The organism is Pirellulales bacterium (assembly GCA_033762255.1).
In the GTDB taxonomy this organism is placed as follows: domain Bacteria; phylum Planctomycetota; class Planctomycetia; order Pirellulales; family JALHPA01; genus JANRLT01.
In genome coordinates, this window is sequence record JANRLT010000008.1 from 133,992 (window position 1) to 158,961 (window position 24,970).

The 24,970-nt window shown below is 55.4% G+C and carries 15 protein-coding genes; 9 read left to right on the forward strand and 6 right to left on the reverse strand.

The window, feature by feature from the left end; all coding sequences use genetic code 11:
- Window positions 1–2: 2 nt before the first annotated feature.
- The 3 genes from SFX18_02825 to SFX18_02835 all read right to left on the reverse strand — a co-directional run bounded on the left by SFX18_02825 (window position 3) and on the right by SFX18_02835 (window position 2,643).
- Window positions 3–443: a type II toxin-antitoxin system VapC family toxin gene (locus SFX18_02825; protein ID MDX1962057.1), complete on the reverse strand. Its 441-nt coding sequence runs from the start codon at window positions 441–443 to the stop codon at window positions 3–5.
- Complete coding sequence (locus SFX18_02830; GenBank protein MDX1962058.1) at window positions 430–672, reverse strand: hypothetical protein; 243 nt, start codon at window positions 670–672, stop codon at window positions 430–432. The genes SFX18_02825 and SFX18_02830 overlap by 14 nt, the downstream gene beginning before the upstream one ends.
- A gap of 105 nt (window positions 673–777) precedes the next feature.
- On the reverse strand, window positions 778–2,643 hold the full coding sequence (locus SFX18_02835; protein ID MDX1962059.1) for a sulfurtransferase: 1,866 nt from the start codon (window positions 2,641–2,643) through the stop codon (window positions 778–780).
- Between the two features lie 1,027 nt (window positions 2,644–3,670).
- Here SFX18_02835 and SFX18_02840 point away from each other — a divergent pair.
- From SFX18_02840 to SFX18_02860, 5 genes are all read left to right on the forward strand, one after another.
- Entirely contained in the window at window positions 3,671–5,134 is a 1,464-nt protein-coding gene (locus SFX18_02840) for a DUF1501 domain-containing protein (GenBank protein ID MDX1962060.1), read from the forward strand.
- 47 nt (window positions 5,135–5,181) lie between these two features.
- Window positions 5,182–6,891, forward strand: coding sequence for a DUF262 domain-containing HNH endonuclease family protein (locus SFX18_02845; protein ID MDX1962061.1), 1,710 nt, complete (start codon window positions 5,182–5,184; stop codon window positions 6,889–6,891).
- A 41-nt stretch (window positions 6,892–6,932) separates the two neighbouring features.
- Window positions 6,933–7,724, forward strand: coding sequence for an SDR family oxidoreductase (locus SFX18_02850; protein MDX1962062.1), 792 nt, complete (start codon window positions 6,933–6,935; stop codon window positions 7,722–7,724).
- 219 nt (window positions 7,725–7,943) lie between these two features.
- Entirely contained in the window at window positions 7,944–8,678 is a 735-nt protein-coding gene (locus SFX18_02855; GenBank protein MDX1962063.1) for a hypothetical protein, read from the forward strand.
- A gap of 49 nt (window positions 8,679–8,727) precedes the next feature.
- The gene (locus SFX18_02860) at window positions 8,728–9,714 is read left to right on the forward strand and encodes an EamA family transporter (protein MDX1962064.1); all 987 of its coding nucleotides are present in this window, start codon (window positions 8,728–8,730) and stop codon (window positions 9,712–9,714) included.
- Between the two features lie 334 nt (window positions 9,715–10,048).
- Here the strand turns inward: SFX18_02860 and SFX18_02865 are convergent, their stop codons facing one another.
- Window positions 10,049–11,158 (reverse strand): citrate/2-methylcitrate synthase, encoded by a 1,110-nt coding sequence (locus SFX18_02865; GenBank protein ID MDX1962065.1) that lies wholly within the window; start codon window positions 11,156–11,158, stop codon window positions 10,049–10,051.
- Window positions 11,159–11,649: 491 nt separating this feature from the next.
- Between SFX18_02865 and SFX18_02870 the strand changes: the two genes are divergently transcribed.
- From SFX18_02870 to SFX18_02880, 3 genes are all read left to right on the forward strand, one after another.
- Entirely contained in the window at window positions 11,650–13,227 is a 1,578-nt protein-coding gene (locus SFX18_02870; protein MDX1962066.1) for an alkaline phosphatase D family protein, read from the forward strand.
- Window positions 13,228–13,633: 406 nt separating this feature from the next.
- On the forward strand, window positions 13,634–19,165 hold the full coding sequence (locus tag SFX18_02875) for a PA14 domain-containing protein (GenBank protein ID MDX1962067.1): 5,532 nt from the start codon (window positions 13,634–13,636) through the stop codon (window positions 19,163–19,165).
- Between the two features lie 465 nt (window positions 19,166–19,630).
- A complete protein-coding gene (locus SFX18_02880; GenBank protein ID MDX1962068.1) occupies window positions 19,631–20,401 on the forward strand; it encodes a hypothetical protein in 771 nt (256 codons plus the stop codon).
- Here the strand turns inward: SFX18_02880 and SFX18_02885 are convergent.
- Window positions 20,376–21,425 (reverse strand): site-2 protease family protein, encoded by a 1,050-nt coding sequence (locus SFX18_02885; protein ID MDX1962069.1) that lies wholly within the window; start codon window positions 21,423–21,425, stop codon window positions 20,376–20,378. The genes SFX18_02880 and SFX18_02885 overlap by 26 nt on opposite strands.
- Before the next feature lie 151 nt (window positions 21,426–21,576).
- On the reverse strand, window positions 21,577–23,142 hold the full coding sequence (locus tag SFX18_02890; GenBank protein MDX1962070.1) for an HDOD domain-containing protein: 1,566 nt from the start codon (window positions 23,140–23,142) through the stop codon (window positions 21,577–21,579).
- Window positions 23,143–23,555: 413 nt separating this feature from the next.
- Here SFX18_02890 and SFX18_02895 point away from each other — a divergent pair, with 413 nt between their 5' ends.
- Window positions 23,556–24,953 carry a sigma-54 dependent transcriptional regulator gene (locus SFX18_02895; protein MDX1962071.1) on the forward strand — a complete coding sequence of 466 codons (1,398 nt, stop codon included), beginning with the start codon at window positions 23,556–23,558 and terminating at the stop codon, window positions 24,951–24,953.
- Window positions 24,954–24,970: the final 17 nt, after the last annotated feature.

Here is a 24,970-nt window from a genome sequence, read left to right on the forward strand (position 1 = left end):
TTTCAGAGCGTTTCTATGTGTAATACCGAAGAATACCTTTTGAAATCCGCCATGTTGTGGGTCAGTAAACGTGGAATCTTATAGGCGATACATGTGGCAACAATGTTCGCATCATGAATTTGCTTTCCCGCCGCCAACCCATTTTGGATGAATCCCAGCAATTCTAGCGTGACTTGCGGTGTCTCATTGGCAACTTGATAGATTCTTTGTAGCGCATTGATTTGCCCGGGTAAGTCCGTGAGAGATAACGGGATTGGCAAAATGCCCGGTCGCGTCAACTGAACCAGGTATTCACGAATAACCTGGCGGCTTATCCATCCGACTGAACCGGATTGGGCAATACCATGTAACGCTTGAATTGCTGGCCGATGAAATGGCGAACCTGGAATCGTCGCAAAGACGAGTATATTTGTATCAATAAATATTGGGTCAACGACCGTCATCGCTGTACAACTCCCCGCGGCTTAGCGGTAAATCATAAGACCACTTAGCCTCGTTTAAAACGGGAAAACTCCATGTACCGGTCACCGGAGGTGAAGGAGCTAATTCTGTTGTTTCATCCAAGACAGCAATAAGCCGGTGCCTTCCCACCGGAACATCCAAGGGAAGTTGGACAAGTACGCGCCGATCTTCATCAATATCAACTACGGTTTCTATTGTGCGAATTGGCATGGAGATTCTCGCTGAATTTAATGTATGTCGCGGCAATACATATATCATCCCAGATCATTCCTGGCTTTGCAATTGGAGTTATTGGGATGCCAATTCTGGCAATCTCTATGATGATTTGAAAACTCCCGGCGACAATAGTCCCGTGCCATGATCAGCCCTTGTTGCGTGGTCACCCCCACACCACTCTGGCTCCCGGGCCTCATATGTCACCCGTTCATCACTTAGCGGATGCGTCAGCGTGATCCTCCATGCATGCAAGCAGAGCGGCGGGTCGGTCAACTCGTGGGTCTGGGTTTGGCCCAATTTGCGGTCGGGCAAATATGCCTGGTCACCGCAAATGGGCAGGTTTAGGTGCCACAGGTGCACGCGAATTTGATTGGTCCGCCCCGTCAGCGGTCGTACCCTCAGTAATGACGTGCCATCGGCAAATTCGCGCACCAGTTGAAAATGTGTCACAGCCGGTTGGCCGTTGGCAGCGACCACACGCGTTCCCAGTTCACCGGGACAGTCTCTGATCGGCTCTGCGCAGGCAAACTCGCGCTCCCGGGGAACGCCCCGCACCCGCGCCAGGTACTCTTTTTCCACCAGGCCGCGCTCAAATTGCGGTTGGACCAGTCCCGCATATTTTCGCGTGCGGGTCAAAACCACCACCCCCGTGGTGTTGGCATCCAACCGATGCGCGGGGCGCAGTTTTTGCGGCGCATAGACTAGATTTAATAAATTTTGCAGCGTGTTGCGATTATAGCGCCCGCACGGATGCAGCGGCAGCGGGGCGGGCTTGTCCACGATCACCAGCGCTTCATCTTCGTATCGAATGCTGATCGCGGAATTGACCGTCGGCTCAATCGTCCCCGGCAGCAGCCGCAAATACGTCTCTCCCGCGCGGACGATCCGCGTCGCGGTTACCCTTTGGTGGACGTGATCCAAAATTTCCCCAGCCGCAATCAGCCGCGACCATTCTTCCCCCGCGATATGCGGAAAGACGCCCGTCAATGCGCAAACTAGTTCCCGGCCATCGTACTGATGCGGTATATGAATCGGTCGGAAATTATCATACGGCAGGCTGCCGGGAAGCGGCTTCACCGCCAATTCGAGGGCTTCTTGTCGCCGCGCCAATGTCTCCGCCGCTTGCTCCGCTGGCGTCCGGTAGCAGTGGGGACAGGACTGACCCGGCACATACCGCGGATCAGCTTGCTCGGCGGCGGTTAACGGTTCTTGACAGGCAAAACATTGCGTGTTGTCGCTCTCGGCCAGTTCGGGATCCACGCCCACGCGCTGGTCAAAGACAAAACATTCTCCGGCATAATGGGCGTTGCCGCATTCCTCAAAATATTTGAGGATTCCGCCGTCAAGCTGTAAAACATGCTCAAATCCGCGGGATTCCAGGTAGGGTCCAGCTTTCTCACAGCGGATGCCGCCGGTGCAAAACATGACCACCGGCTGTTTTTTAAGCTCTGGGGCCAGTTGCTCGGCGGCGGCGGGAAAATGCCGAAAATGACGAATCGGCAGCGTGACCGCCCCGGCAAAAGTGCCGAGTTTTACTTCGTAATCGTTGCGCGTATCCAGCAGTGTAACGGGACGCCCCTCATCCAGCCACTGCTTAAGTTCCCGCGGGGCCAGCTTGGGCGATGTCCGCCGCGCGGGGTCGATCCCCGGCTGGCCAAAGGCGATGATTTCCCGCTTTATCCGCACCAGCATCCGCCGAAACGGCTGATGACTGCTATAGCTATACTTGGGCGTGAGTGCTTCCAGGCCGGGAATACTTTTTAATCGGGCGAGGAGATGCTCGATTGCCGGGGGTTTTCCCGCGACAAAGAGATTAATCCCCTCTGGAGCCAACAGGATCGTGCCGCGCAGTTCGTGCTGACGACAGAGGTTTTGCAATTCCGCGCGCAGCGGTTTTAGGTCCGCGAGCGCGGCAAATTGATAGGCGGCAATGTTGGTAAAGCGACTGGGTGATTCCTGGTCCATCCCCCTAAAATAGCACGTTTGTTCGTGGGAAACGAGAGGCGGGTGATGGGAGACGGGAGGTGGGAGGTGGGACAACGTTTAGCCGCGACGCGCAGCGGAGCGCGTGCCAGCGGGTCCGGAAAATAGTTTTATCACGGAGCAGCGGAGGAGTTACTGAGGTTCACGGGGAAGACAACTCCTGGCATCGGCGTCCCGTCGATGATTGGAAAATGATGGCTGGCTTTTGGCATAATCGCATCACACCGCGCAGCGGTGTAGGATCGTAGCCGTGGACGCAAGTCCACGGACAGCAATCATATCAATAAACAAGCCAGACAGGGGGGAGCGGCGTGGCACCGTCGAAGTTTTCTTTATCAACCAGTGCTGACCTGCCCGTGCCGGATCCATTTCCCTTGCACCAGACTTCGCAATTATGAAAAGTCGAGTGTGGCACTGGTATTCTGCAAGTGTTTGCCACAGGATGTGCGATACCCAATAGCTTAGGAATTCTTACTCAAGACCTTTCTCTAGTTCTATTCATTTCCAATCATGAAGCTCACGTTTCAACGCTGGAGTTTAACCAGAGCATTCCGGTGGTTTTCGCTGCGTTCAACCACCGACTAAGGGCTAATATCCATACGGGATAAGGCAAATTAAAAATTTAGAATTAATAATTAAGCATGATGTGGATTGATCGTATGCTATGAAGATCTCGCTCCTCTTGAGCTACCCCTCCTTTCACCCGCATCGCACACCGCCGATGCCATCGGCGGCTTTGTGTGAATCACTGCTAACACATTACCAAACACCAGTCGCCAAATACTATTTCGCCAACGGAGTTGACTCCTACAATTCATCGCCAACGGGATTGCCTCCCACAAATCCCCCAAATCTAGCTTGCTTCAGTGACACGGGGGGGGTACCATAATAATCGCCCACCTAATGCCCGCTTTGTCACCCACCTCCCGCCCGCCTAGGCTTTTCCGCCTATAAATACCCCGCCTTGAACTTTTCCCCTTGCCAGGCTCTCCAACCACGTGGAGTTTTTATGCCACGCTCTGTCAATGGCTCCAATAACGCCTGTTCCGAGTTGCGATCCCTGGCTCGGGCCAATCGACGCCAAATCTTGCAGGTCGGTGCATTGGGCATGTTGGGCCTGGGCTTGTCGGATTGGTTCCAGCGACGGGGAGCGGCGCAGGATCCGGTCATAACGGGCGTTAATGACCTCGCTGGTCCGTCCACGGCGGCGGTAACCGCGAACGGCACGTTTGGCCGGGCCAAGCGTTGCATCTTTCTTTTTATGTGGGGCGGACCGAGCCAGCTTGATACATTCGACATGAAGCCGCAGGCCCCCAGCGATATACGGGGTGAATTTTTACCCATCAGCACCAACGTGCCCGGTATCCAGATTTGCGAGCATTTTCAGCACTTGTCCCGCCAAATGGACAAGGTCTGCGTCATACGCACGCTCGCCCATGATGATCCGGCACATTTGTCGAGTGCCCATGCGACGTTGACGGGGCATTGGGCGCCGGTGGTCCGCAGCGATAAGGACCCCCCCAGCGAAAAGGACAGCCCGCATCTGGGTTCGGTGTTGGCGCGGTTGCGTCCTGGTCCGCGGACGGTGCCATCGTTTGTGACGTTGCCTTGGATTTGTCATCATCCCGCGGCTCCCGGCGGAAACGCCCCCGGCCAGGACGGGGGCTGGTTTGGCAAACGGTATTCACCCCTTTTGGTCACGGGGGATCCCAACTCCGCGGGCTGGCAGGCACCCACGCTGGGGCTGGTGGATGGCATTTCCCCCGCGCGACTTGGGGATCGACAGGGTTTATTAAAGGAGTTGGATCAATTTCGCGCAGGGACCGACCAACTGGGAATCTTGAGCGAACTCTCCGCCGTACAGGAACAAGCGTTTGGATTGTTAAGCTCCGCCCAGGTGCGGACCGCGTTTGACCTTGCCGCCGAAAGCGAGGCGACGCGCGACCGTTATGGTCGCAACCTGCATGGGCAGTGCGTGTTGCTGGCGCGGCGGCTGGTGGAACAGGGGGTCCCCCTGGTGAGTGTGAATTGGCACAATGACGGGCAGAATTTTTGGGATACGCACGGCAATAACTTTGCCCGGCTAAAAAACGACCTAATTCCTCCATCGGATCAGGCCTTGGCCGCGCTCCTGGCCGATCTGGACGAACGGGGCCTACTGGCCGACACGCTGGTTTGCTGGGTGGGAGAATTTGGCCGCAAACCGCAAATCACCGCGGCAAACGCCGGACGCGAGCATTGGCCCGGTTGCTATGCGGGATTGCTGGCGGGGGCGGGGATTCAAGGGGGGACCACCTATGGCACGAGCGATAATTTTGCCATGCGTCCGCTAGAAAACCCGGTCTCGCCGCTGGACTACGCCGCGACGGTGCTGCATCTGCTGGGGATTGACCCGATGACGCTGGTGAACGACCGCCTGGGTCGACCGCTGCAACTGTGCGAGGGTCGGGTGGTCCGCGGGGTGCTGGGGTAAGGTAAAGTGCCTAGTCTATTTGCAATTTATTTTGCTATAATATCTACATGGCAAAAACAATTTTATTAGAGACGCGCACAGTCACGTTCTTGGAACTGGTTGGTAATGGCCGGCAGTTTGAGATTCCTAAATTTCAACGCGATTATTCGTGGGAAGAAGAACAATGGGATGACCTCTGGAATGACGTGCTAGCCTTACGGGACAATTTGGAAGATCGACATTATATGGGGGCTTTGGTTTCCCAACCGAAATCTGATCGGAAGTACGACATTATTGATGGCCAGCAGCGTTTGGCGACTTTGACTATTTTGGCATTGGCTATTATCAGTCAATTGCATATTCTGGCCGATTCCGGAATTGAAGCAGAACAAAATTCGGATCGGGCGGATTCTCTACGCGCCCGATTTATTGGCGAAAAAGACCCTGCTTCCCTGGTGGAAGTCAGCAAGTTGACGCTGAATGAAACCGATGATCCGTTCTTTCAAGAGTACCTAGTGCAATTACGAACACCTAGCAATCCCCGCGGTTTGCCAAAGTCGAACCGGTTGCTTTATCAATGCTTTCTATGGTTTAGCAAGCATTTAAGTGAACTGATCAGCGAGAAGAGTCTTACAGGTCAGCAAATCGCGGAACTACTTAATGAAGTTATTGCCCGTCGCTTGGTGTTTATACAGATCAATGTGGATGATGATTTGAACGCCTACACAGTTTTTGAAACGCTCAATGCTCGCGGGTTGGAATTGTCCGCCACAGATTTACTGAAAAATTACTTATTTTCAAAAATTAAGACATCCTCGGATTTAAAATCTCTGCAACGCCGCTGGCAAATCCTCATGGGGATCGTCAAACAAGAACGCTTTCCCGAGTTTTTGCGATATCATTTACTCTGCGATCAACCCAAGATTCGCACGAGTCGCTTATTTAAGATTGTGCGACAGCAAGTACAGAATGGCACGCAAGTTTTTCAATTAATGAATGCCCTGGAAAGCCGCGCCGAAATTTTTGCGGCACTCACGGATGAATCGCACGAATATTGGGTAGAAAACAGAGATGCCAAAATGCTTATTCGCGAAAGAATATTATTGAAGAGTCAACAGTCCACGCCCCTGCTGTTTGCCGCCAAAGAAAAAATGAGTGATGGGGACTTTAACAGCGTTCTCAATGCAACAAATATCTTTACATTCCGCTACACAACGGTTAGCAGCCTGAATACCAATGAACTTGAACCATTATACCATCAAGCCGCCCAGGCAATTTTAAGCGGCCGAGCACGAACACCGGCTGAAGTGTTTGCCATTCTGCGACCACATTATGTTGAAGACGCTCAATTTTGTAATGCTTTTGAGCTTTTGGATTTACCCGCCACAGGACAAACAAAAAAACTGGCAAAGTATATTTTGTGCAAGCTGGAAAGCGATGCCAGCAATTCATTTCTGGATTATGAAACGGACCCTGGCACGATTGAGCATATTTTTCCGCAAAATCCGCTGCCCTTATGGTATGGTGAAGAATCTAATCAGGAATGGTCAAAGCAAGTAGACCGACTTGCGAATCTCACGCTACTCGAAGCGTTTTTAAATCGCGAAGTGGCCAATCTCCCTTATATTGATAAAGTTCCTGTTTACGCCCGCAGTGGCTATCGGATTACCCAGGCTCTAGCGGCGATGGCTCCGAATGATTGGACGATCGCCCATTTAGAAAAACGTCAGTCGCTGTTTGCCGAGCGGGCCGTACATATTTGGCGAGTGGATTACTAATAGTCATCTCTGCGGCGAAATATATACCAAAGTGACTGACCATGTTCCACCTTCACGACCAACTCGCGCTTGTCACCGGGGCCAGCCGGGGGATCGGGCTGGGCATCGCGCGCGGCCTGAGGGAGGCCGGGGCAAGTGTGATCCTGGTCGCGCGGGACGAAGGCGCCTTAGCCGCGGCCGCGGAAAGCTTAACACAGGGTGACGTTTATACGCCTCCCGACACGGCGCACACTCTCCCGCGTATCATCACGGCCCCGTGCGATATAACAGCGGTCGATCGGCTAAAGCCCTGGTATCAGGACCTGGTGACACAGCATGGCCCGCCGAGCATTTTGGTCAATGCCGCTGGTACGACTAATCGCGGGGCCGCGCTCGAGCAGCCGCTGGACGATTTTGTCAATTTGCACACGCTGAACGTCACCGCGCTCTATGAACTTTGCCGTTTGTTTGCCCGCGAACGTATCACCCGCGGGTTGCCGGGTAAGATTATCAACATTGCATCGTTGATGTCGTTTGCCAGCCGTCCCGGCACCGCAGCCTACACCAGCACCAAAGGGGCCGTCGCCCAACTGACCAAGGCGTTGGCCGTGGAATGGGCCAAGCACCGCATTCTGGTCAACGCCCTCGCCCCCGGCTATATCGCCACGCCCCTCACCCAGGCTCTAGCCGATGATCCGCAATTTTCCGCCTGGGTGCGGCAGCGCTGTCCGCTGGGTCGATGGGGGACACCCGCGGACCTGGCTGGACCGGCGGTCTTTTTGGCCTCATCCGCCGCGGATTTTATCACCGGTCACATCCTGACTGTGGATGGGGGGTGGTTGGCTGGATTTTAAGTTTCATGGAAATCACTCTCGCCAGGCAAATATAGTCTGGTTCATTGAGATAAACCGTCTTGCTCTTGCGACAGTGGGTGGCAACGCAACTGGACGGCATTTGCATTTTTTACGATCTTGCGTCAAAATGTATCTATAGCCGCAAAGTCAATCAGGTTAAGCTGTTGCAATTCGTTTTGGCACCAATTCCCTCCGATAGTCGCCGCCGGATCACCCGCCATGCCGTTTCAATTTGCCTGTCCCCAGGGGCATTTGCTTTCCGCCGACGAGTCGCAACAGGGGCGGCGCTGCACTTGTCCGCACTGCGGTCTACAATTTGCCATACCTTTTTTGCATCCTTCCCATCCCGCGGAAGTCCACCCCGCTGCTCCGGGGATGCCCTTTGGCCAACCGGGCTACCCGGCCTTAGGCCAGGGTGCCCCCCCTACCGCGGGCTTTCCCCCTCATTTTGGCCAGTCGCCGGATTCGCCGCCCTGGGCGCAGACGGGGCCAGCCATGTATCCCCAGGCCGCGTCTGTACCTGGGCACCCCGGATTTCCGCCTGCGGGGATGGCGGGGCAGCGGGAAACTCCGGCTTTTCCGTTTCTTAATGAGCAAGCGACCGCCACGGATAAAAAGTACAGCTTGAATGACCTGGCCGGCGAAATTTCCGCGCCGGCGGAGGATCTAGGTGGGGGGCAAAGCGCGTCGCGGATTTTGCATATTCCTTGTCCCAAGGGACATATTTTGGAGACCGGGGACGATATGCTGGATCAGGATGTGTTATGTCCTTTTTGCGAGACCCAATTTCGCCTGAAATACGCCAACAGCCTGGAATCACGCAAAAAAGTCGAAGAAGAACTGGCGATTCGCGACGCCCGCAGCGGGGATTTTTGGCTGAAGGCGGCGATCGGTTTGGCGATTGTTGTGCTGGCGGGCTTGGTGGGGATGATTGTCTGGATTAACACCAAGTAACCACGGCGAAACATTTTCCCGTGCCCCATCATCACCCCTAGGCGTCCCCTTGATCCAGGCTTACCACGACGGCGATCCCCCGTTACCGCCTACACTAGCCGGTGAGGAAATCCTGGCCGAGTCCGGCGGTGTTCCCCAGGACTCGACACACTCCTCCCCGCCCAACGATTTACCCTTCCAGGAAAATCTGTGGTCCGCGCGGCTGGCCATTTTTGCCGCGGCCATTTTATGGAGCAGTAGCGGTCTCTTTGCCAAGCTAGAGGTTTTTCACGATTGGCCCGCCGATTACCGGGGAGTGCTGTTGGCGTTTTGGCGGGCCCTCTTTGCGGGGCTGGGGGTGCTCCCCTTTGTGCGGCGCCCCGTCTGGCGTTGGAGCATCTTGCCGATGGGGCTAACTTTTGCCGCGATGACCGGTTCTTACCTAACGGCCCTGACGCTGGGGACCGGGGCCAACGCCATTTGGATTCAAAATACCGCCCCTGGATGGGTGTTTTTGTGCGGCGTCCTGTGGTTGCGGCAGCCTCCGGATCGGGGGGCGCTGGTAACTTTGGGGACGGCAGTGGCGGGAATCGGGTTGATTGTGGTTTGCGAGTTGACTTTTTCCTCCACATCCCATTCCCACTGGGGAATTCTTTGCGCCTTGGTGTCGGCCATCACCTATGCGGGCGTGATTATGCAGTTGCGGCGACTCCGAGGGGAGGATAGCGCTTGGCTGGTCGTGTGCAATCAGGGAATCTCGGTGTTGACACTGTTGCCGCTGGCGTTGTGGATCAATGTTTGGCCCTCGGCGGAGCAACTGGCGTGGTTGGCGGCATTCGGCGTATTGCAAATGGGTTTGCCGTACCTGCTGTTTAGTCGGGCTTTGCAAAAAATTGACAGCCAAGAGGCCTCCATCATCAATCTGGCCGAGCCGCTGTTATTGCCCGTGTGGGCGTATGTGGCCGTGGGAGAAATCCCCGCATGGTGGACAATCACCGGGGCGGGAATTATCCTGGCGGGGCTGCTCTGGCGTTACCGCGGGGCATGGCGCGGCTAGGGGATTCGATCAACTGTCATTAGCATTTATTCGTGAGTTACGAAAAAACAGGGCTTTCACGGGCTAACGGAGTGCCGGAAAGACTCGGTTAGGAAATAAATACGGCTAAATGTCTGCTTGTCACCGGGTTGCGGCAGAAAGCATTCAGCCAGTCGAATAATTTATTGAGAGTTAACATCATTTTGTGGGGATTATCATCCATAATGTCGGCCGGGCCAGCAACGACCAAGTCTTCCCCGGTGGAGTGGTGCAAAATTTCAGCAAGCCAAACAGACCGGTTAAATTTTCAAAGCGAGGATGATCCTCAAAGGATTAAAGCGGTCGTGGGGGTGGTTTATTTTAATTGCCGCTCCGCGGGGCCGATGTATCGGGCCTCGGGACGGATTAACCGGTTGTGAGCCTGTTGCTCGAGCACATGCGCTGACCAGCCCGTTACGCGGCTAGCCACAAATAGCGGCGTATAAACAGGAATCGGTAACCGCAGATAATGGTACAGTCGAGCGCTGGGCCAGTCCAAATTTGGAGGTAGCCCTTTTTCCGCCAGAACGATCCGTTCAATCGTGTCGGCCATTTGCTCCAACGACTCTTGGCCGGTCTGCGTGGCCAGCCGAGCGCAGAGCGGTTTTAAATACTTGGCCCGCGGGTCCCCTGCTTTATAGACGCGATGCCCAAAGCCCATGATCCGGCGTTTGGAGGCCAAGGCCGCTTTGATCCAGCTTTCGGCCCGCTCCGGAGAGGCGACTTCGGTTAATACGGCCATGACTTGCTCGTTTGCCCCGCCATGCAACGGACCCTTGAGTGCCCCGATCGCCGCGGTGATGGCGGAATGCAAGTCGGCCAGCGTGCTAGCCACCACTCGCGCGGTAAACGTGCTGGCGTTGAATTCGTGCTCGGCATAGAGGATCAAAGATACGTCCAGCGCCCGCGCTTCGTCGGCGGTGGGTGTGTCGCCGCGCAACATCATTAGCACATTCGCGGCAAAGCCCAGATCCGCGCGGTAAGGCAAAGGATTTTTCCCGCGGCGTATCCGCTCCCACCCCCCCACAGCGCAGGCCAGTTGTGCCAGCAGGCGCTCGGCCTTACGCAACGTGGCCCCGGGCGTGTTATCGGCGACCTCTGGATCAAAATGGGCAGTCAAACTGCACGTGCTGCGCAGGATGTCCATAAAATTTGTCGTGGCGGGCAAATTTCGCAGCGTGATCCAGACCCGCTCGGGCAGATCCGCGGCGGCGGCGATTCGCTGGTTAAAAGCGGCCAATTCGTCCGCGGTGGGAAATTCTCCGTGCAAAAGCAAATACGCCACTTGTTCAAAATTGGCCCGCGTTGCCAGTTCCTCGACGGGATAGCCACGATACAATAGTCCGCCAGCGATGGAGCTTATAGCAGTCTCGCCGGCGATGATCCCTTCGAGTCCCGGACGATAGAGGGATTGGGTGGAGGACATCGGGAAAAGCGTGGAAGTGGTAAATGGGAAGTGAAGACAACCATAAGTTCAATCAGAATGGATTCGGTAACAAAGTGGTCTCCTTGTATCTTAGTGTAATCAATTAAAATGATAACAAAAGAGCGTTGGAGCCGCAGCGTAGCACCCACGGGGTCCTCGCCCCCAAACAAAGTTAGAATGTTGAAAGATGAATGCAGAATGAAATGACAATTATTCTTGATGAGAATTCCTGCTTCTGACTTTCTCGCACTATCCACGATCCACTTCCCCCACGGGGTCCGCTCTCTGGCTTGTCCCTCGCCACACACCCTCCCCAACCACCCTTCTCTCGTCTTCCTGCACCCTGCGCGAATTGTTTCATTTCAGTGTAGCACGCGAAATATTTCCCCAAACGTGCTAAAATCACGCCCAAGGTAACACCGATCGCTCCGCCAACTGGCACACTTGCTCTTTAGTCACGGCGGAAAATATTTTGGCCCGAGAATTATTTTATGTCACGGATCTCGCGACGCAGTTTGCATGGATGGGCCCTCAGTTCCGCCGCCGCCTGGTCGGCGGGCATCCCCCGCGTGCATGGGTGGGGACTGGGAAGCAGTTCCACCCCCTTGATCACCCATGGTGTCATGGCGGGCGAGGTTACCGACGGTTCCGCCGTCATCTGGAGCCGCTGCGACCAACCCGCGCGAATGATGGTCGAAGTGCAAATCGAAGGAAAAGACAGACCAATGTTATTTACCGGCCCTCAAGTGACCGCGGAAACCGATTTTACCGGTAAAGTGGTCATCGATGGATTGCGCCACGGTGAAGGCGATTATCGCGTCTGGTTTGTGGGGCCGGACGGTAAACCGGGTGATTCCGTGCCGGGCCAGCTTATCGGCGTGGAAAACGAAAAGGGGGATGTCATGTTCGCCTGGTCCGGCGACACCGTGGGCCAGGGGTTCGGAATTAATTCCGAATGGGGAGGGCTAAAAATCTATGACGCCATTCGCCGACTAAAGCCTGATTTCTTTGTGCACTGTGGCGACATGATTTATGCCGACAATCCCATTCCCTCCGAAATCAAACTGGCCGATGGAACCATATGGAAAAACCTGACCACGCAGGCCAAAGATCATGTGGCGGTTACGCTGGACGATTTTCGAGGGAATTACGCGTATAACTTGCTGGACGAAAATCTGCGCCGCTTTCATGCCGCCGTCCCCCAATACGTGCTCTGGGACGATCACGAAACGACAAATAACTGGTATCCCCAGCAACAGCTTGCCAGTCGCAAAGATCGCCAGTTTTATGAAGAAGTGCAATTTGGCCACCAGCTGGCCGCGCGTTCCCGCGAAGCGTTTTTTAATTACACCCCCCTGTCCTACTCGCAGCAGAATCAGCAACGGATTTATCGCAAAATTAGCCGTGGGAATAAGCTCGATCTCTTTCTGTTGGACCTGCGCAGTTATCGTGGACCAAACAGCCCCAATCTGCAAAAAGAATCTTCTTCCGCCGCGGCGATCCTGGGCGCGACGCAACTGGCCTGGTTAAAAAAACAACTTCAGGCCAGCACCGCATTGTGGAAAATCATCTGTTGCGATATGCCACTAGGGTTGGTGATACCAGACGCGATGGAAGGAGCCGCCTGGCAAGAAGGAGTGTCCAATGCCGAACATGGCCCACCGCTGGGACGCGAGCACGAATTTGCCGAGTTGCTGCGATTTATCAAAACCGCGGGCGTCAAAAATATCATTTGGCTGACCGCGGATGTGCATTATGCCGCGGCGCACTACTATGATCCGTCCCGTTCCGCGTTGCCCGGCCAGTTTGAACCCTTTTGGGAGTTTGTCGCCGGACCGTTGCACGCGGGAACCTTTGGACCAAATGAACTGGATGGCACATTTGGCCCCGAAGTGAAATTTCAATGGGCACCGGACAAAGCCCTCCCCCGTCCCGTTCCGCCATCGGCGGGGATGCAGTCGTTTGGCACAATCAAGATGAATGGTCGCAGTGGCGGCCTGACCGTGACTCTGCGAGACTTAACTGGCAAGGGGATCCCCGGCGGGGAATTTGAACTAACCCCAGAGTAAGGATTAGCAGAGGGGGGAAAGAAGGGACAGTTTCGTAGATTGTGAAATTCTTCACAAACCCCCAGATAACCCAATAGCTCCATTTTCTCATTCCTTTTAACCCCTCAGGCTGTAAATATGTATCGATTTTGTTGATTTTTTTACTCATTTGTTGCAATATCTCCACTTTTTAAGTACGAATTAGATATGCCTAACTTTTTCGTAATAATGCCCGGGGGGGCATGATTACGCTTGTTTCGACCTCATCTACTGGTTTTATCGTTTTTATCCTTTGGATAAGACGGATTACCTTAGTAAGCGTCGTATTAGTGCATTACTTATCTTGGTTTACTAATGTCCCGGCAGCTAGAGAGATTTGCCCAAAATCTTTCGCTGTAATACTTTGTATCTATTTCTGGAGTACTTCATGCGCCGTCGCCCCCATGCACGTAACCTTCGCAAAGCATTTCAAGCGCAGATTGAGCAACTCGAGTCGCGCTGGGCGTATAATGTCGCACCTTTAACTCCACCGATCAATGAACCGACCCTGGGTCGCTTGGTAAATCCGCAAGATTTGCACATGGAGGCCGGTCCATTTAGCGACCCCGATGTGGGTGACACGCATACCCAGACCCAATGGGAAGTGCGGCTGTTATCCACCAATGAGTTGGTGTGGAGTTCGACGGCGGCCGCCCCGCAAGTGGAATTGGTGCATACGCACATTGGCGACGGGACGTTTCAGGGGACGCATGCGGGCCGGACCTCGTTTTTACCCGATACGAATTATAAATTGCGGGCCCGTTTTCGGGATTCCAGCGGGGATGTTGCCACGCAATATAGTGGGTTTGCTGAGCGGAACTTTACCACGGGTCCGTTGACGGGGACTTTTGCTTTAGAAGTGGCGGACGTGCTGAATTTTCCCGCCCCGACCTGGAGTTTTAATAGTGGCGGAACTAGTGTGATCCTGCCGGGGGGCGTTACCCCTCCCCACATGTATCTCGAAACAGCCAATGGCACGCTGGTGGATGTATCCGGGACGGGGGGAGGCAGCAACAATGTGGTAAATAACAGCACCCTGGGAAGCGGCAAACCCCTGAAGGTTCGCTTTACATCGGGGAGTAATCCCCTTTCCCTGGCGGAGTCCAACTACGAATTCGTCGATGATGACGGTAAAAACCGGATCATTTATTTGCCGGCGATTTCATTGGCGGCGAATCAGACCGCCGTCTACTGGGTGTCGCTCAACGGCAGCACCTATGTGGGGGCCGTGGGAGAGACCGACCCCAACTTTGCCCTGTTAGCCCGCGGTTCGGCGGTACCCTGGACCGCGCCTAATGGCTACCGGGTGGAAGTCGTCTCCACGGGATATCAACTGCCAATTGATGTGGCCTTTGTACCGAATCCCGGTCCCAATCCCACCGATCCGTACTATTACGTGGCAGAGCTTTACGGCAACATCAAGGTGGTGCTGCGCAACGGCACGGTCTTGCCGTATGCCTCGAACTTATTGAATTTCAATCCCACGGGTAATTTTCCCGGCTCGGGCGAGCAAGGTTTGGCCAGCATTGTGGTTGATCCCGCCAGCGGGGACGTCTTTGCCAGTTTGGTGTATAGCTCTGTCAACGGAGTTGAAAACGTTCCTCATTACCCGCGCATTGTGCGGTTTAGCAGCAATAATGGCGGCGTCTCGGCCACTTCACAGACCGTTATTTTAAACATGGTGGGGGAAAGCCAGGGACAATCTCACCAGATCAGCAGCTTAAATATCGGCCCGGATGGCAAACTTTATTTGAATAACGGCGATGGTTTTGACGCTTCCACCGCTCTCAATCTGGAATCATATCGCGGCAAGATTCTGCGGATGAACCTGAATGGGACTCCCGCCACGGATAATCCGTTTTATAACGGTGGAACCATCACCTCCCGCGATTATGTCTATTCCTATGGCGTGCGCAATCCGTTTGGCGGCGCCTTTCGCGCGTCGGACGGCAAACTGTACTTTGTGGAAAACGGACCCAGCGTGGACCGCTTTGCCCAGGCCAACGCGGGTGTCAGTTATGGCTGGAACGGCAGCGATGCCAGCATGACCATCAATGCCAAGTACAATTGGAGCCCCGCCACCGCGCCCGTCAACATCACCTTTGTGCAGCCCAGCACGTTTAGCGGCAGCGCTTTTCCCGCGGGAAAACAGGACCGCGCGTTTGTCACGCTGTCCGGCGGCACCTGGGCGACCGGTCCCGGGGGCAAGAACATCGTGGAATTCGCATTGGATGCCAGCGGCAACGTGATAGGAGGCGCGCCGACCAACTTTGTCAGTTATAACGGCGGCGGCAAAGCCACGGCCGCCGGTCTAACCAGCGGACCAGACGGTTTGTACTTTACGGATTTGTACAAGGACGAAAACTACGTTTCGCCCATCGACGCGGGCGCAAATGTCTTGCGGATCAAGTATGTCGGTGCCGCGGAATTCACCGCCGATAACCGTACGGGCAACTCCCCTTTGACCGTGCAGTTTACCAACACGAGCGATGTTCCCGGCGCGTCCTCGTACTTTTGGGAATTTGGCGACGGCACGACCAGCACCTTGCAAAATCCGTCCAAGACTTACACCGTCGACGGCAACTACAACGTGCGCCTAACCGTGACGGGAACCAACGGACCGGTCAGCACGACCAAGCCAAATTACATTCGCGTGGGTAATATCGCCGTCCCGGGTCTGACGGGCACATATTATAACAATATCAACTTTACCGGCACGACCGTGGAGCGGATTGATAACACGGTGAACTTTAACTGGGGGAATGGTCAGCCTGATCCCTTGATTGGCGCGGATACTTTTTCAGTGCGTTGGACGGGCCAGATCGAGCCTCAATTCAGCCAGAACTATACATTTTACACCACCTCCGATGACGGCGTCCGTTTGTACGTCAATAACCAGTTAATCATCAACAACTGGACGGATCATGGCCCCACCGAGGATATCGGCACGATTACCTTGGTGGCGGGGCAACGGTACGACATTCAAATGGACTTTTATGAAAATGGGGGGGGAGCGGTGGCCACCCTGTCCTGGTCCAGCCCCTCGCAGCCAAAGCAAATCATTCCCAACAATCGGCTCTTCTCTTTTGGCACGACGCCCGCCGCCCCCACGGGATTGGACGCCACCGTGGGTGGCCCCACGACGGTGAACCTGGTCTGGAATGACCTGGCCAATAATGAGACCGGTTATCAAATCGAACGTTCGCTCGATGGCAGCAACTTTACCACGCTGACCACCGTCGGCATGAACGTCACCTCCTATAGCAACACCGGGCTGACCGCCGGAACCACGTATTTTTATCGGGTGCGGTCGGTAAATACCTATGGCAATTCCACGCCGTCAAATGTGGATTCCGCCACGCCCAACTATACCCAACCGGCGGCACCCACATCGTTGTTAGCGGCGGCCGCCGGGGCGACCACGGTCAATCTGACCTGGGTGGATAACGCCAACAACGAGGATAACTACGCGGTTGAACGCTCGCTGGACGGTGTAAATTTTTCCGTGATTGCCACCATCCCCGCGAACAGCATCAACTATTCCGATACGGGCCGCACTCCGGGAACCACGTATTTTTATCAGGTGCGGGCGTTTAATCCCGGTTTTTCATCCAACTATTCAAATATTTCGAGCGCCACGCCCAACTTTACCCTTCCCGCCGCGCCCAGTTCGCTATCGGCGGTTTCATCCGGTCCGACCAGCATCAATCTGACGTGGTTGGATAACGCCACCGATGAACAAGGCTTTTTGGTCGAACGTTCCACGGATAATGTGAATTTCACCCAAATCGCCAACTTGGCCAGCAACACCGTGGCCTACAGCAGCACCGGCCTGACGACCGGGGTCACATATTACTACCGGGTCCTGGCTTATAACCAGGCGGGAAATTCCGCCTTTAGCAATACCGCGAGCGCCGTCCCCCAAACAGCCCCCCTCGTGGCTCCGTCGTCGCTGGTGGCCACCGCCATCGGTTATGACCGGATTCGCCTGACGTGGGTGGATAACTCTAATAATGAACAGCGTTTCAACATTGAACGCTCGGCTAACGGGGTCAACTTTACGCTGGTGGGATTTGTGTCGGCAAACACAACCAGCTTTATTGACCAGGCGCTGAACGCGGGGTCCGCCTACACCTATCGCGTGCGCGCCCAATCGACGGGCGGAAATTCCGCCTACTCAAACACCAGCACAGCCACCCCGGGCAATAACGCGTCGGCCGTGTTGGTGCTGCGGTTGGATGAACGGACCGGCAATCCGGCCGATACGTCGGGCAATGGCAACACCGCCACCCTGCAGGGAGGAGCCACCTGGGACGCCGGTGTGGTGGGACCGGGGGCGATTTACTTGCCCGGAACATCCGCCCGCGTGCAAGTCGCCAATAACGCGTCGCTTAACCCCACCAGCGGGTTAGGTATTGCCGCATGGATTCGACCGACAAGCTGGAATGGCAGCACCCGCATCGTGCAAAAAGGCTCCACGGATAACCAATATCGGTTGTTCCAGGATGGCGGTGACCTCCGATTTGAAGTGAGCGGCGTCGGCTCGGTGGCGGCGCCGTTGCCTGCCTTGGGTCAATGGAGTCATGTGGCCGGCAGTTGGAATGGCACTTCGCTCCAGTTGTATATCAATGGCGTGTTGGCGGCCACTCAGGTAGCCGCGGGGACGATGGCGACCTCGACGGATATTTTGACCGTCGGATACAAAGGGGGCACCGCGACCGCCGCTGATGCGTTTACGGGCATCATTGATGATGTGCGGGTTTATAACCGCGGTATCACAATCACCGATGCCCGCGCGTTGGCCACGGTGCGCACCTCCGACATGATTAAGATTAATTTTCAACCCGCGGCTTCGCCGACCTATTCTGACTATTTCGTGGATAGCGGAGCGGTCTTTGGAAATCGCGGAAATGGTTATGACTATGGCTGGAACTTGAATACCGCCGCCGCGACAGCCGACCGCAATTCGGCCGCATCCCCCGACCAACGGTATGACACGCTCATTCAAACCCAGGCCGCCGGAAATTCCAACGCCAGTTGGCGGATTTCCGTCCCTAACGGGTACTTTCAGGTGCGCGTGGTCGCGGGGGATCCCACCGCTTCCACTGGCACCATGCATTACTTGGCGGAGGGGACTTCCGTGCTAAATGGCGCTTTGAACGCCAGCGTCAAATGGCAAGAGGGAACCGTCGTCGTCCATGTGCTGGACGAGCTACTCGATATCACCAACGGCGGCAGCGCCAGCACCAACAAACTGAGCTTTGTCGAGCTCAATCCCGTTCCCCGCGTGGACATTATTGACATCTCCCCCGACCCGCGTAATTCCGCCGTGGCCCAGGCGATGATTGTCTTTAGCGAACCGGTCACCGGATTTGACATTTCCGACATTAGCTTGACCCGTAACGCCGGCTCCAACCTCATCACCGACGCCCAGCGCCTGAGCACCAGCGATGGCAGAACCTGGTTCATTACCCTAGGCTCTATAAGCGGGGCGGTCGGAACGTACAATCTGTCGGTCAGCACGACCGGGGGCATTACCGATGCTGCGGGCGCACCACTGGTCGTCGGCGCCAGCGATACCTGGGTGGTCCAACCGCTGGGTGGCGGATTATCCGGGGGAGACGTGATCGCGCTCGGGGGGCCTGATGATACCGCTACTCAGATCGCGGGGGTGGCGCTGCAGTCCTCCGCTAGCGCTGGCTCTAGCACGAACTTTGCCGCCGCGACCCTACCGCCGCAATACGGTCCCTTCCGCGAACGCGTTCGCGAGGCTATCGGTCGGGTCCTCTCCCGCGAAGAGATCAAGAGCGCGATCAGCGAATTCCGCTCCGCGATTGAAGAACTCGTGAAAAACCGCAAAGGCCCGCGGGGTGGAACCTTGGCGGATTTCTTTAGCAAACTGGGGAAAAACCCTGGTTAGATTCTTTGGCAAGAATCGGATATGTCAATTTTTAGCAGTAGGCGGCTGGCAAGATATCATGCCAGCCGCTTTTTGATGCGCGATCCGCCGGGATTTCCTAAACTTGTTGTGAAAAACAGTGGAAATTGTTGGGGTGATGGTGCTAAAATATAGATGTTACAGATTGTTGACCTGCGAGATTTTCAAGACGACACGTCCCTTCTTTGCGACATTTTGCTAATGCCTGATCCGAGCGGGTTATAACACCTCTTTAAAAAGACCGCGCGGCCCCAAGCCGAGCGGTACCAGGGAAGCCGCTCATTCTGTCTTTGAACTATCTTGGCTGGCATTAGTATTTACTATTTTTGCTCAGCCATGAGCCGTAGTTGTTCTTGTTTCACCGCGCAAAAATCAATGGCGCGACGCTTCTGCCAGCATTTTTCCGTAGATTTTTTTTTGTTATTAACACACGAGGATACATCGCCGATGTCGCAGCATTCTTGGATTTTTTTGATCCGTCCGTCTCAGGTCGCTGTTTGGTCCGTGGGAGTTATGTGTTTTCTGCTGGCTTGTGGCTTTGCACCCTCGCGGGCGGACGCCCACGGCGTGCAAATCGTGTTGGGAAACAGCGGCGGCCAGATCACCACCGACCAAAGTTATTATGCCGATCGCGAGTTGCGAATCTTCAGCTTTACTGATCGTCCGGACTTTGTCTTGACGGCCATCCCAAGTGCTGCCGAATTACAACTGCAAATTCTCGAGAAACTGGTTTACTGGAGTCCGACGCTGGGTTTGAACGACACGACCAACGCAACGCTGTCAGTATTGTCGGCGGAAAACAATTTTCAATTCAGCGTTGCCTCACAATCATTTATTTCCAACCCCAACCCGTTTGTGATCCGCGACTTTGACAACCCCATTCAGGATCACTTACTGAATTTTATTTTATCGAATGGCGCTCCATTGGGAGCCTACGGAGTGAAGGTTCGCCTGCTAACCACGGACTTTTCCTTGCAGCCGTCGGAACCGTTCTGGATCATCCATAATCGTGGTTTATCAAATAATTTTTCCATCGGCGGTAATTCACCTGGAAATTTACAGCCCCTCAACGATGGCAGCCAGTTTGGCGCCGCGGTCGCCGCCATTACCGCCATCCCCGAACCAGAAGCCTGGACAGCATTATTCGCCGTGGTGGTGGCGGGAATGGCGCGTGTCGTTTTTCGCCACGCGGCTAAATTGCAAACGGCCGCGGTATAAAGCAAAAGATGGGTATCGACAGGGAAAGCACTCCGAGGACCACGCGAAACCAGCCCAAGGGGACGGTATCATCCGTGGTGGGGGGGTGATTGACCCCCAAAACTGCCGTGACGATGAGAATCATCACGGTCCAGAGATAGTTATTGGTTAAAATGATCATCGCCATACAAAAAATCAACGTCAAGCGCGCGATTTGATTGCCAAATTTGCCAAACAGGCAATACACGACATGGCCTCCGTCGAGTTGGCTCAGCGGAAACATGTTTAAGCCCGTAATCAGGCAGCCAATCCAACCCGCCATTAGCCAGGGATTGGGAACCAACTCTTGATGAGGGAGCACCTCGGGCCGTAGCCAATCCACCAAAAGCTCGTACAGCCAGGGATGTCCGGCAAATCCCTGATTTCCCACGGCTAAATAGTTGCGCACATGGGCGGTGGTGATACCGTAATACAACACCGGCAGAATCACGGCCAAACCAGCCAGCGGGCCCGCGATGCCGATATCAAATAATTGCTTACGGTTGGCCCGGCTGTTATCCATGGAAATGACCGCCCCCATCGTCCCCGTAAATAACGATGGAAACGGAATGAAAATGGGATACGTCGCCATGATCTGGTGGCGTACGGTCATTAAAAAATGCCCCATCTCGTGGGCGAGTAAAATGGCCATCATCGCGCTCATGTATTCCAGGCCCACCTTTACCCGGGGGGGATCGACGGCCATGTTCCATAAACTGGGATAAGCGCCGATCATGGCCTGGGACCAATTTGACACACCCGCTAAATACGTGGTGGCGCAGGTTAAGAAAAACAACACCAGGGCCAGGACGGGACGGCGATTGATTTCCGCCGAGCGCCCCGCGGATTGAAAAGAGACCCGCCGGCGTGGTTGGGGCAGTTTTGCGCTGTTGCCGGGCGTGCCCAACAGTTCTTCCAGGGTCAACTCCGTGCCAGCGGGGGTATTTGCCAGTGATTGACTGGCGGTCGGGGAGGAGGGTTGCGGCGCAGGAGGGGGAGAGTGCATGAATCTAGCATACCATGTTAGCGCGACGGCGGAAAAGCCCGGTTGCCCACAGAATGCCGACGCCGCAATACGGACAAAAGCGGATCGCCACGGGGTTATTTAGCGGGGGTGGCAAGCCGCGCGTTCTGGTCAAAAAACCCGCTCAAGCAGGTTAAACCTCGATGCTTTTGAGCGCATTTCCGCCCGAAAGCACACTCCCCTGCAAACAACGCTCGGCGGCGGTTAACAGTTCGCGGGAGGGCAAGTTACGCGGAATTTCGCTGGCCGTGGCAAGACCCAGGCTCAGACTATGCATCGCTGGCAAGAGTAATGAGTCCTCCGGGGCTGGCTGGAGGCACAAGCGTTGCCGTAATTCTCCCGCCAGCCGCGCCGCGGTAAAGCGGTCGCAGTCAGGCAATAGTATCGCAAATCTCGATTCGTGTAATTGCAGGACCGCGCTGGGTGGACATCCTAGCCCGCCAAAGGCATTCCAGACCAGTTGACGCAGATCAGAGTCGTCACACGGTGCCCCATGCTCCCCCTGCCCACGACGGGTTTCAAACTGGCACAACAGCAAACTCATGGGCTGGCGCGACATTCGACAACGGGCCAGGGAAGATTGAATTAGCGGGAGCAGCACCGACTGCTCGACGGTTGTTTCATGATCCGGGGATGGCGGGGCAAGCGGTTGTTCAAGATTTGCCGTTTGCCGCCGAGCCGCCACTTCAACTAGTGTTTGTTCCGCCGCGCGCAACTCGTCATCGGATAAGGCGCGTAACTGCTTGCCGCGCAACTCCCGCGAGATTTCCTCGGAAGTAAGCGTTGCCAATCGCTCCAATGCTTGTTGGGACAACGCCGCGTATTCCGCCGGCGGGGGAAGCGTCAGTTGGAGGGCCGAGGCCAGTTGATCAATTTGGTCCTGAACTGTCTTTACAACTTGGCGAAATTCCACCGTTCCCAGGCGTTGCTCCCGCACCGCCAGTGAAATCGTCCCGGGCCACAAATCTTGCCGATCTTCCGCCAAGGCCCAGGCCAGTTGATCCGCCAAGCGTAAGATATTTGCTAACTCGCGCTGTGCGGGGGGGAGCGCGGCGATTCGCTCTTCGGCCGTCCCCGCGGCCACGATTTTTGCCAATTTTTCTGGTAATTGCCATTGCCGCAGCAAGGCCCCTCCCAGGGTGTAATGGTCAAAACCGAGCGCGGCAAACTCTAAGCCAGCCAGCTGCGACGCCTGGGCAAGGGTCAAATCCAAAAACCTGCAATAGGCTTGGCCATATTCCTGAATCAATACCAGCCAGCCCAAGTCCCCAAGAATGGCCGCGACAAACGCTTCGTCGGATGAGGCGCGCCGTTGGCAGCGGGCAAGTTCTCTCGCGGCCAACGCCTTGATCAATGTTCGCCGCCAATAACGCCCCAGGATCTCGCCGTTAATTTCGGCAAACAACCGCTCGGACAGGCTAAAGCCAAGCACCAGCATTTTTAACGGTCCGCTACCCAGATGGGACAGGGCCTGCCCCAGGTCGGCTACTTGCCGACTAAGTCCAAAGAGCGAACTATTGACCACCCGCAATAGCTTGGCGGTCAGGGCGGGATCCCGCTCGATGCAAGCGCGCAATTCCCTCAAATCCAAACTGGGGGAGTTGGTCAACTCCAACACCCTCGCCGCCACGGTCGGCGGGGAATATAGGCGTTGGCAACGTTCCAGGATGTAATCGAGCGTTGTGCCAGTGCTGTGCATGCCAGTTCAAATCGGTAATTGCGCTCGCGCGGGTGGGCAATTTTTTGGGTTGGCGTTCCCGGTAGGACGCGCGTGGCATCCCCCGCGGAGCGCTCGTTTTGCCGCTGCGCAAAAATCCACTTTTCACTAGCAATAATTTAGCTTAAACGCCAGACGACTGCGGCTGGCCGCCCCTTGTCTTTGACGAATCGCCGCGACGCGGGGCATTTCCCCCGCCGCGCATAACTTTCCGCTGACTTATGCTTATTTTGCCGGTTTTGCCCTTTAGCGCGATTGCGCCGTCCCCGCGCTGTTTCCCCTTTGCCGCATGTTGACTTTTCGCCCAAGTAACGTAGATATCTTGCGCCCGCGGAAATAGCGCGCGGGCCGGGCGGACATCCTTGAACTCTTGTACTGTACCCAGCGGTGAGGCGATGCAGCGCGGTTCCCTGTTACTTATTGACGATGATCGGCAGGTCCTGGAGTCCATGGCTGATTGGCTGCGCGGCCAGGGCTACAAGGTTGACACCGCGGCGGACCGCGCGCCGGCCATCCAACTGCTGGACCGAAAGAATTTTGACGTCGTGCTGTGCGATGTCCGTTTGCGCGAAGGGGATGGCCTGGAAATTTTGCGGTATTGCCGCGATAAAATGCCGCATACCACGGTGATTCTGCTTAGCGGGTACGGGACGGTGGAAACCGCGATGGAAGCGATTCGCGGCGGGGCGTTTGACTTTTTGTCCAAACCCCTGATCGATCAAGAGTTGGAAATGTCGCTGCAGCGGGCGTTTTCCCAGCGCAAGGTGCTAGCCGAAAACCAAGCGCTCAAAAAGCAATTGGATCTGCGGTATGGTTTGGAAAATATCGTGGGCCACGATAACCGCATGCAGCGGATCTTTGACATGATTGAGAGCGTGGCCGACACCAAAGCCACGATATTAATCACCGGCGAAAGCGGCACCGGCAAATCATTGATCGCCCGCGCCATCCATCGCCACAGCGCTCGCCGCAACAAAGCCTTTGTCGAGGTGGCCTGCGGCGCCCTGCCCGAAACCCTCTTGGAAAGCGAGCTGTTTGGCCATGTCGCCGGCGCGTTTACCGGCGCAAACACCGATAAACCCGGAAAATTCACCCATGCCGACGGCGGGACGATTTTTTTGGACGAGATCGGCACCGCCCCCGCCAGCATGCAGGTCAAACTGCTGCGGGTCTTGCAGGAATTTGAATTTGAGCCGGTGGGCAGCAATAAAACCCAGCGCGTGGACACCCGCGTGATCCTGGCCACCAACGAAAACCTGCAAACCGCCGTCGCGGCGGGACGTTTTCGCCAGGATCTGTACTACCGCGTTAATGTAATCAATATCGAGCTTCCCCCGCTACGCGAACGGATCGGCGATTTGCCGCTCTTGGCGGATTACTTTTTTAAGAAACTTTGCGAAGAGACCGGCAAAAAAATGCGCGGCCTGCACGAGGAAACTCTGGCGCTGCTAGCCCGCCATAGCTGGCCGGGCAATGTCCGCGAATTGCAAAATGTCATCGAACGAGCAGTGCTCTTAGGCAAGGGAGAATGGATCGTGCCGGCTGACTTGCCCCAGCAACTGCTGCACTCACCCGCCATTACCGCCGCGGCGCAGGCACTTCCCGGTTTGTCCGCCAGCGGTCATTCCCTCAAGTCTTCCCTCCAAGGACCAGAACGACAAATCATTTTGGACATGCTGGAACTCAATAACTGGAATCGCAATTTGACCGCCGAGCAATTGGGGATCAATCGCACCACACTCTATAAAAAAATGAAAAAGCTGGGCCTGGATGAAAGCAAATTGACGGAGTAATTTCCCAGGTAATTCTC

Excerpts from the sequence above, each read along its gene's own strand:
- SFX18_02865 (MDX1962065.1), bottom strand. The coding sequence starts at position 11,158 with ATGTCCTCCACCCAATCCCTCTATCGTCCGGGACTCGAAGGGATCATC.
- SFX18_02850 (MDX1962062.1), top strand. The coding sequence starts at position 6,933 with ATGTTCCACCTTCACGACCAACTCGCGCTTGTCACCGGGGCCAGCCGG.
- SFX18_02825 (MDX1962057.1), bottom strand. The coding sequence starts at position 443 with ATGACGGTCGTTGACCCAATATTTATTGATACAAATATACTCGTCTTT.
- SFX18_02845 (MDX1962061.1), top strand. The coding sequence starts at position 5,182 with ATGGCAAAAACAATTTTATTAGAGACGCGCACAGTCACGTTCTTGGAA.
- SFX18_02840 (MDX1962060.1), top strand. The coding sequence starts at position 3,671 with ATGCCACGCTCTGTCAATGGCTCCAATAACGCCTGTTCCGAGTTGCGA.
- SFX18_02895 (MDX1962071.1), top strand. The coding sequence starts at position 23,556 with ATGCAGCGCGGTTCCCTGTTACTTATTGACGATGATCGGCAGGTCCTG.
- SFX18_02880 (MDX1962068.1), top strand. The coding sequence starts at position 19,631 with ATGTCGCAGCATTCTTGGATTTTTTTGATCCGTCCGTCTCAGGTCGCT.
- SFX18_02875 (MDX1962067.1), top strand. The coding sequence starts at position 13,634 with ATGCGCCGTCGCCCCCATGCACGTAACCTTCGCAAAGCATTTCAAGCG.
- SFX18_02830 (MDX1962058.1), bottom strand. The coding sequence starts at position 672 with ATGCCAATTCGCACAATAGAAACCGTAGTTGATATTGATGAAGATCGG.
- SFX18_02855 (MDX1962063.1), top strand. The coding sequence starts at position 7,944 with ATGCCGTTTCAATTTGCCTGTCCCCAGGGGCATTTGCTTTCCGCCGAC.
- SFX18_02885 (MDX1962069.1), bottom strand. The coding sequence starts at position 21,425 with ATGCACTCTCCCCCTCCTGCGCCGCAACCCTCCTCCCCGACCGCCAGT.
- SFX18_02890 (MDX1962070.1), bottom strand. The coding sequence starts at position 23,142 with ATGCACAGCACTGGCACAACGCTCGATTACATCCTGGAACGTTGCCAA.
- SFX18_02870 (MDX1962066.1), top strand. The coding sequence starts at position 11,650 with ATGTCACGGATCTCGCGACGCAGTTTGCATGGATGGGCCCTCAGTTCC.
- SFX18_02835 (MDX1962059.1), bottom strand. The coding sequence starts at position 2,643 with ATGGACCAGGAATCACCCAGTCGCTTTACCAACATTGCCGCCTATCAA.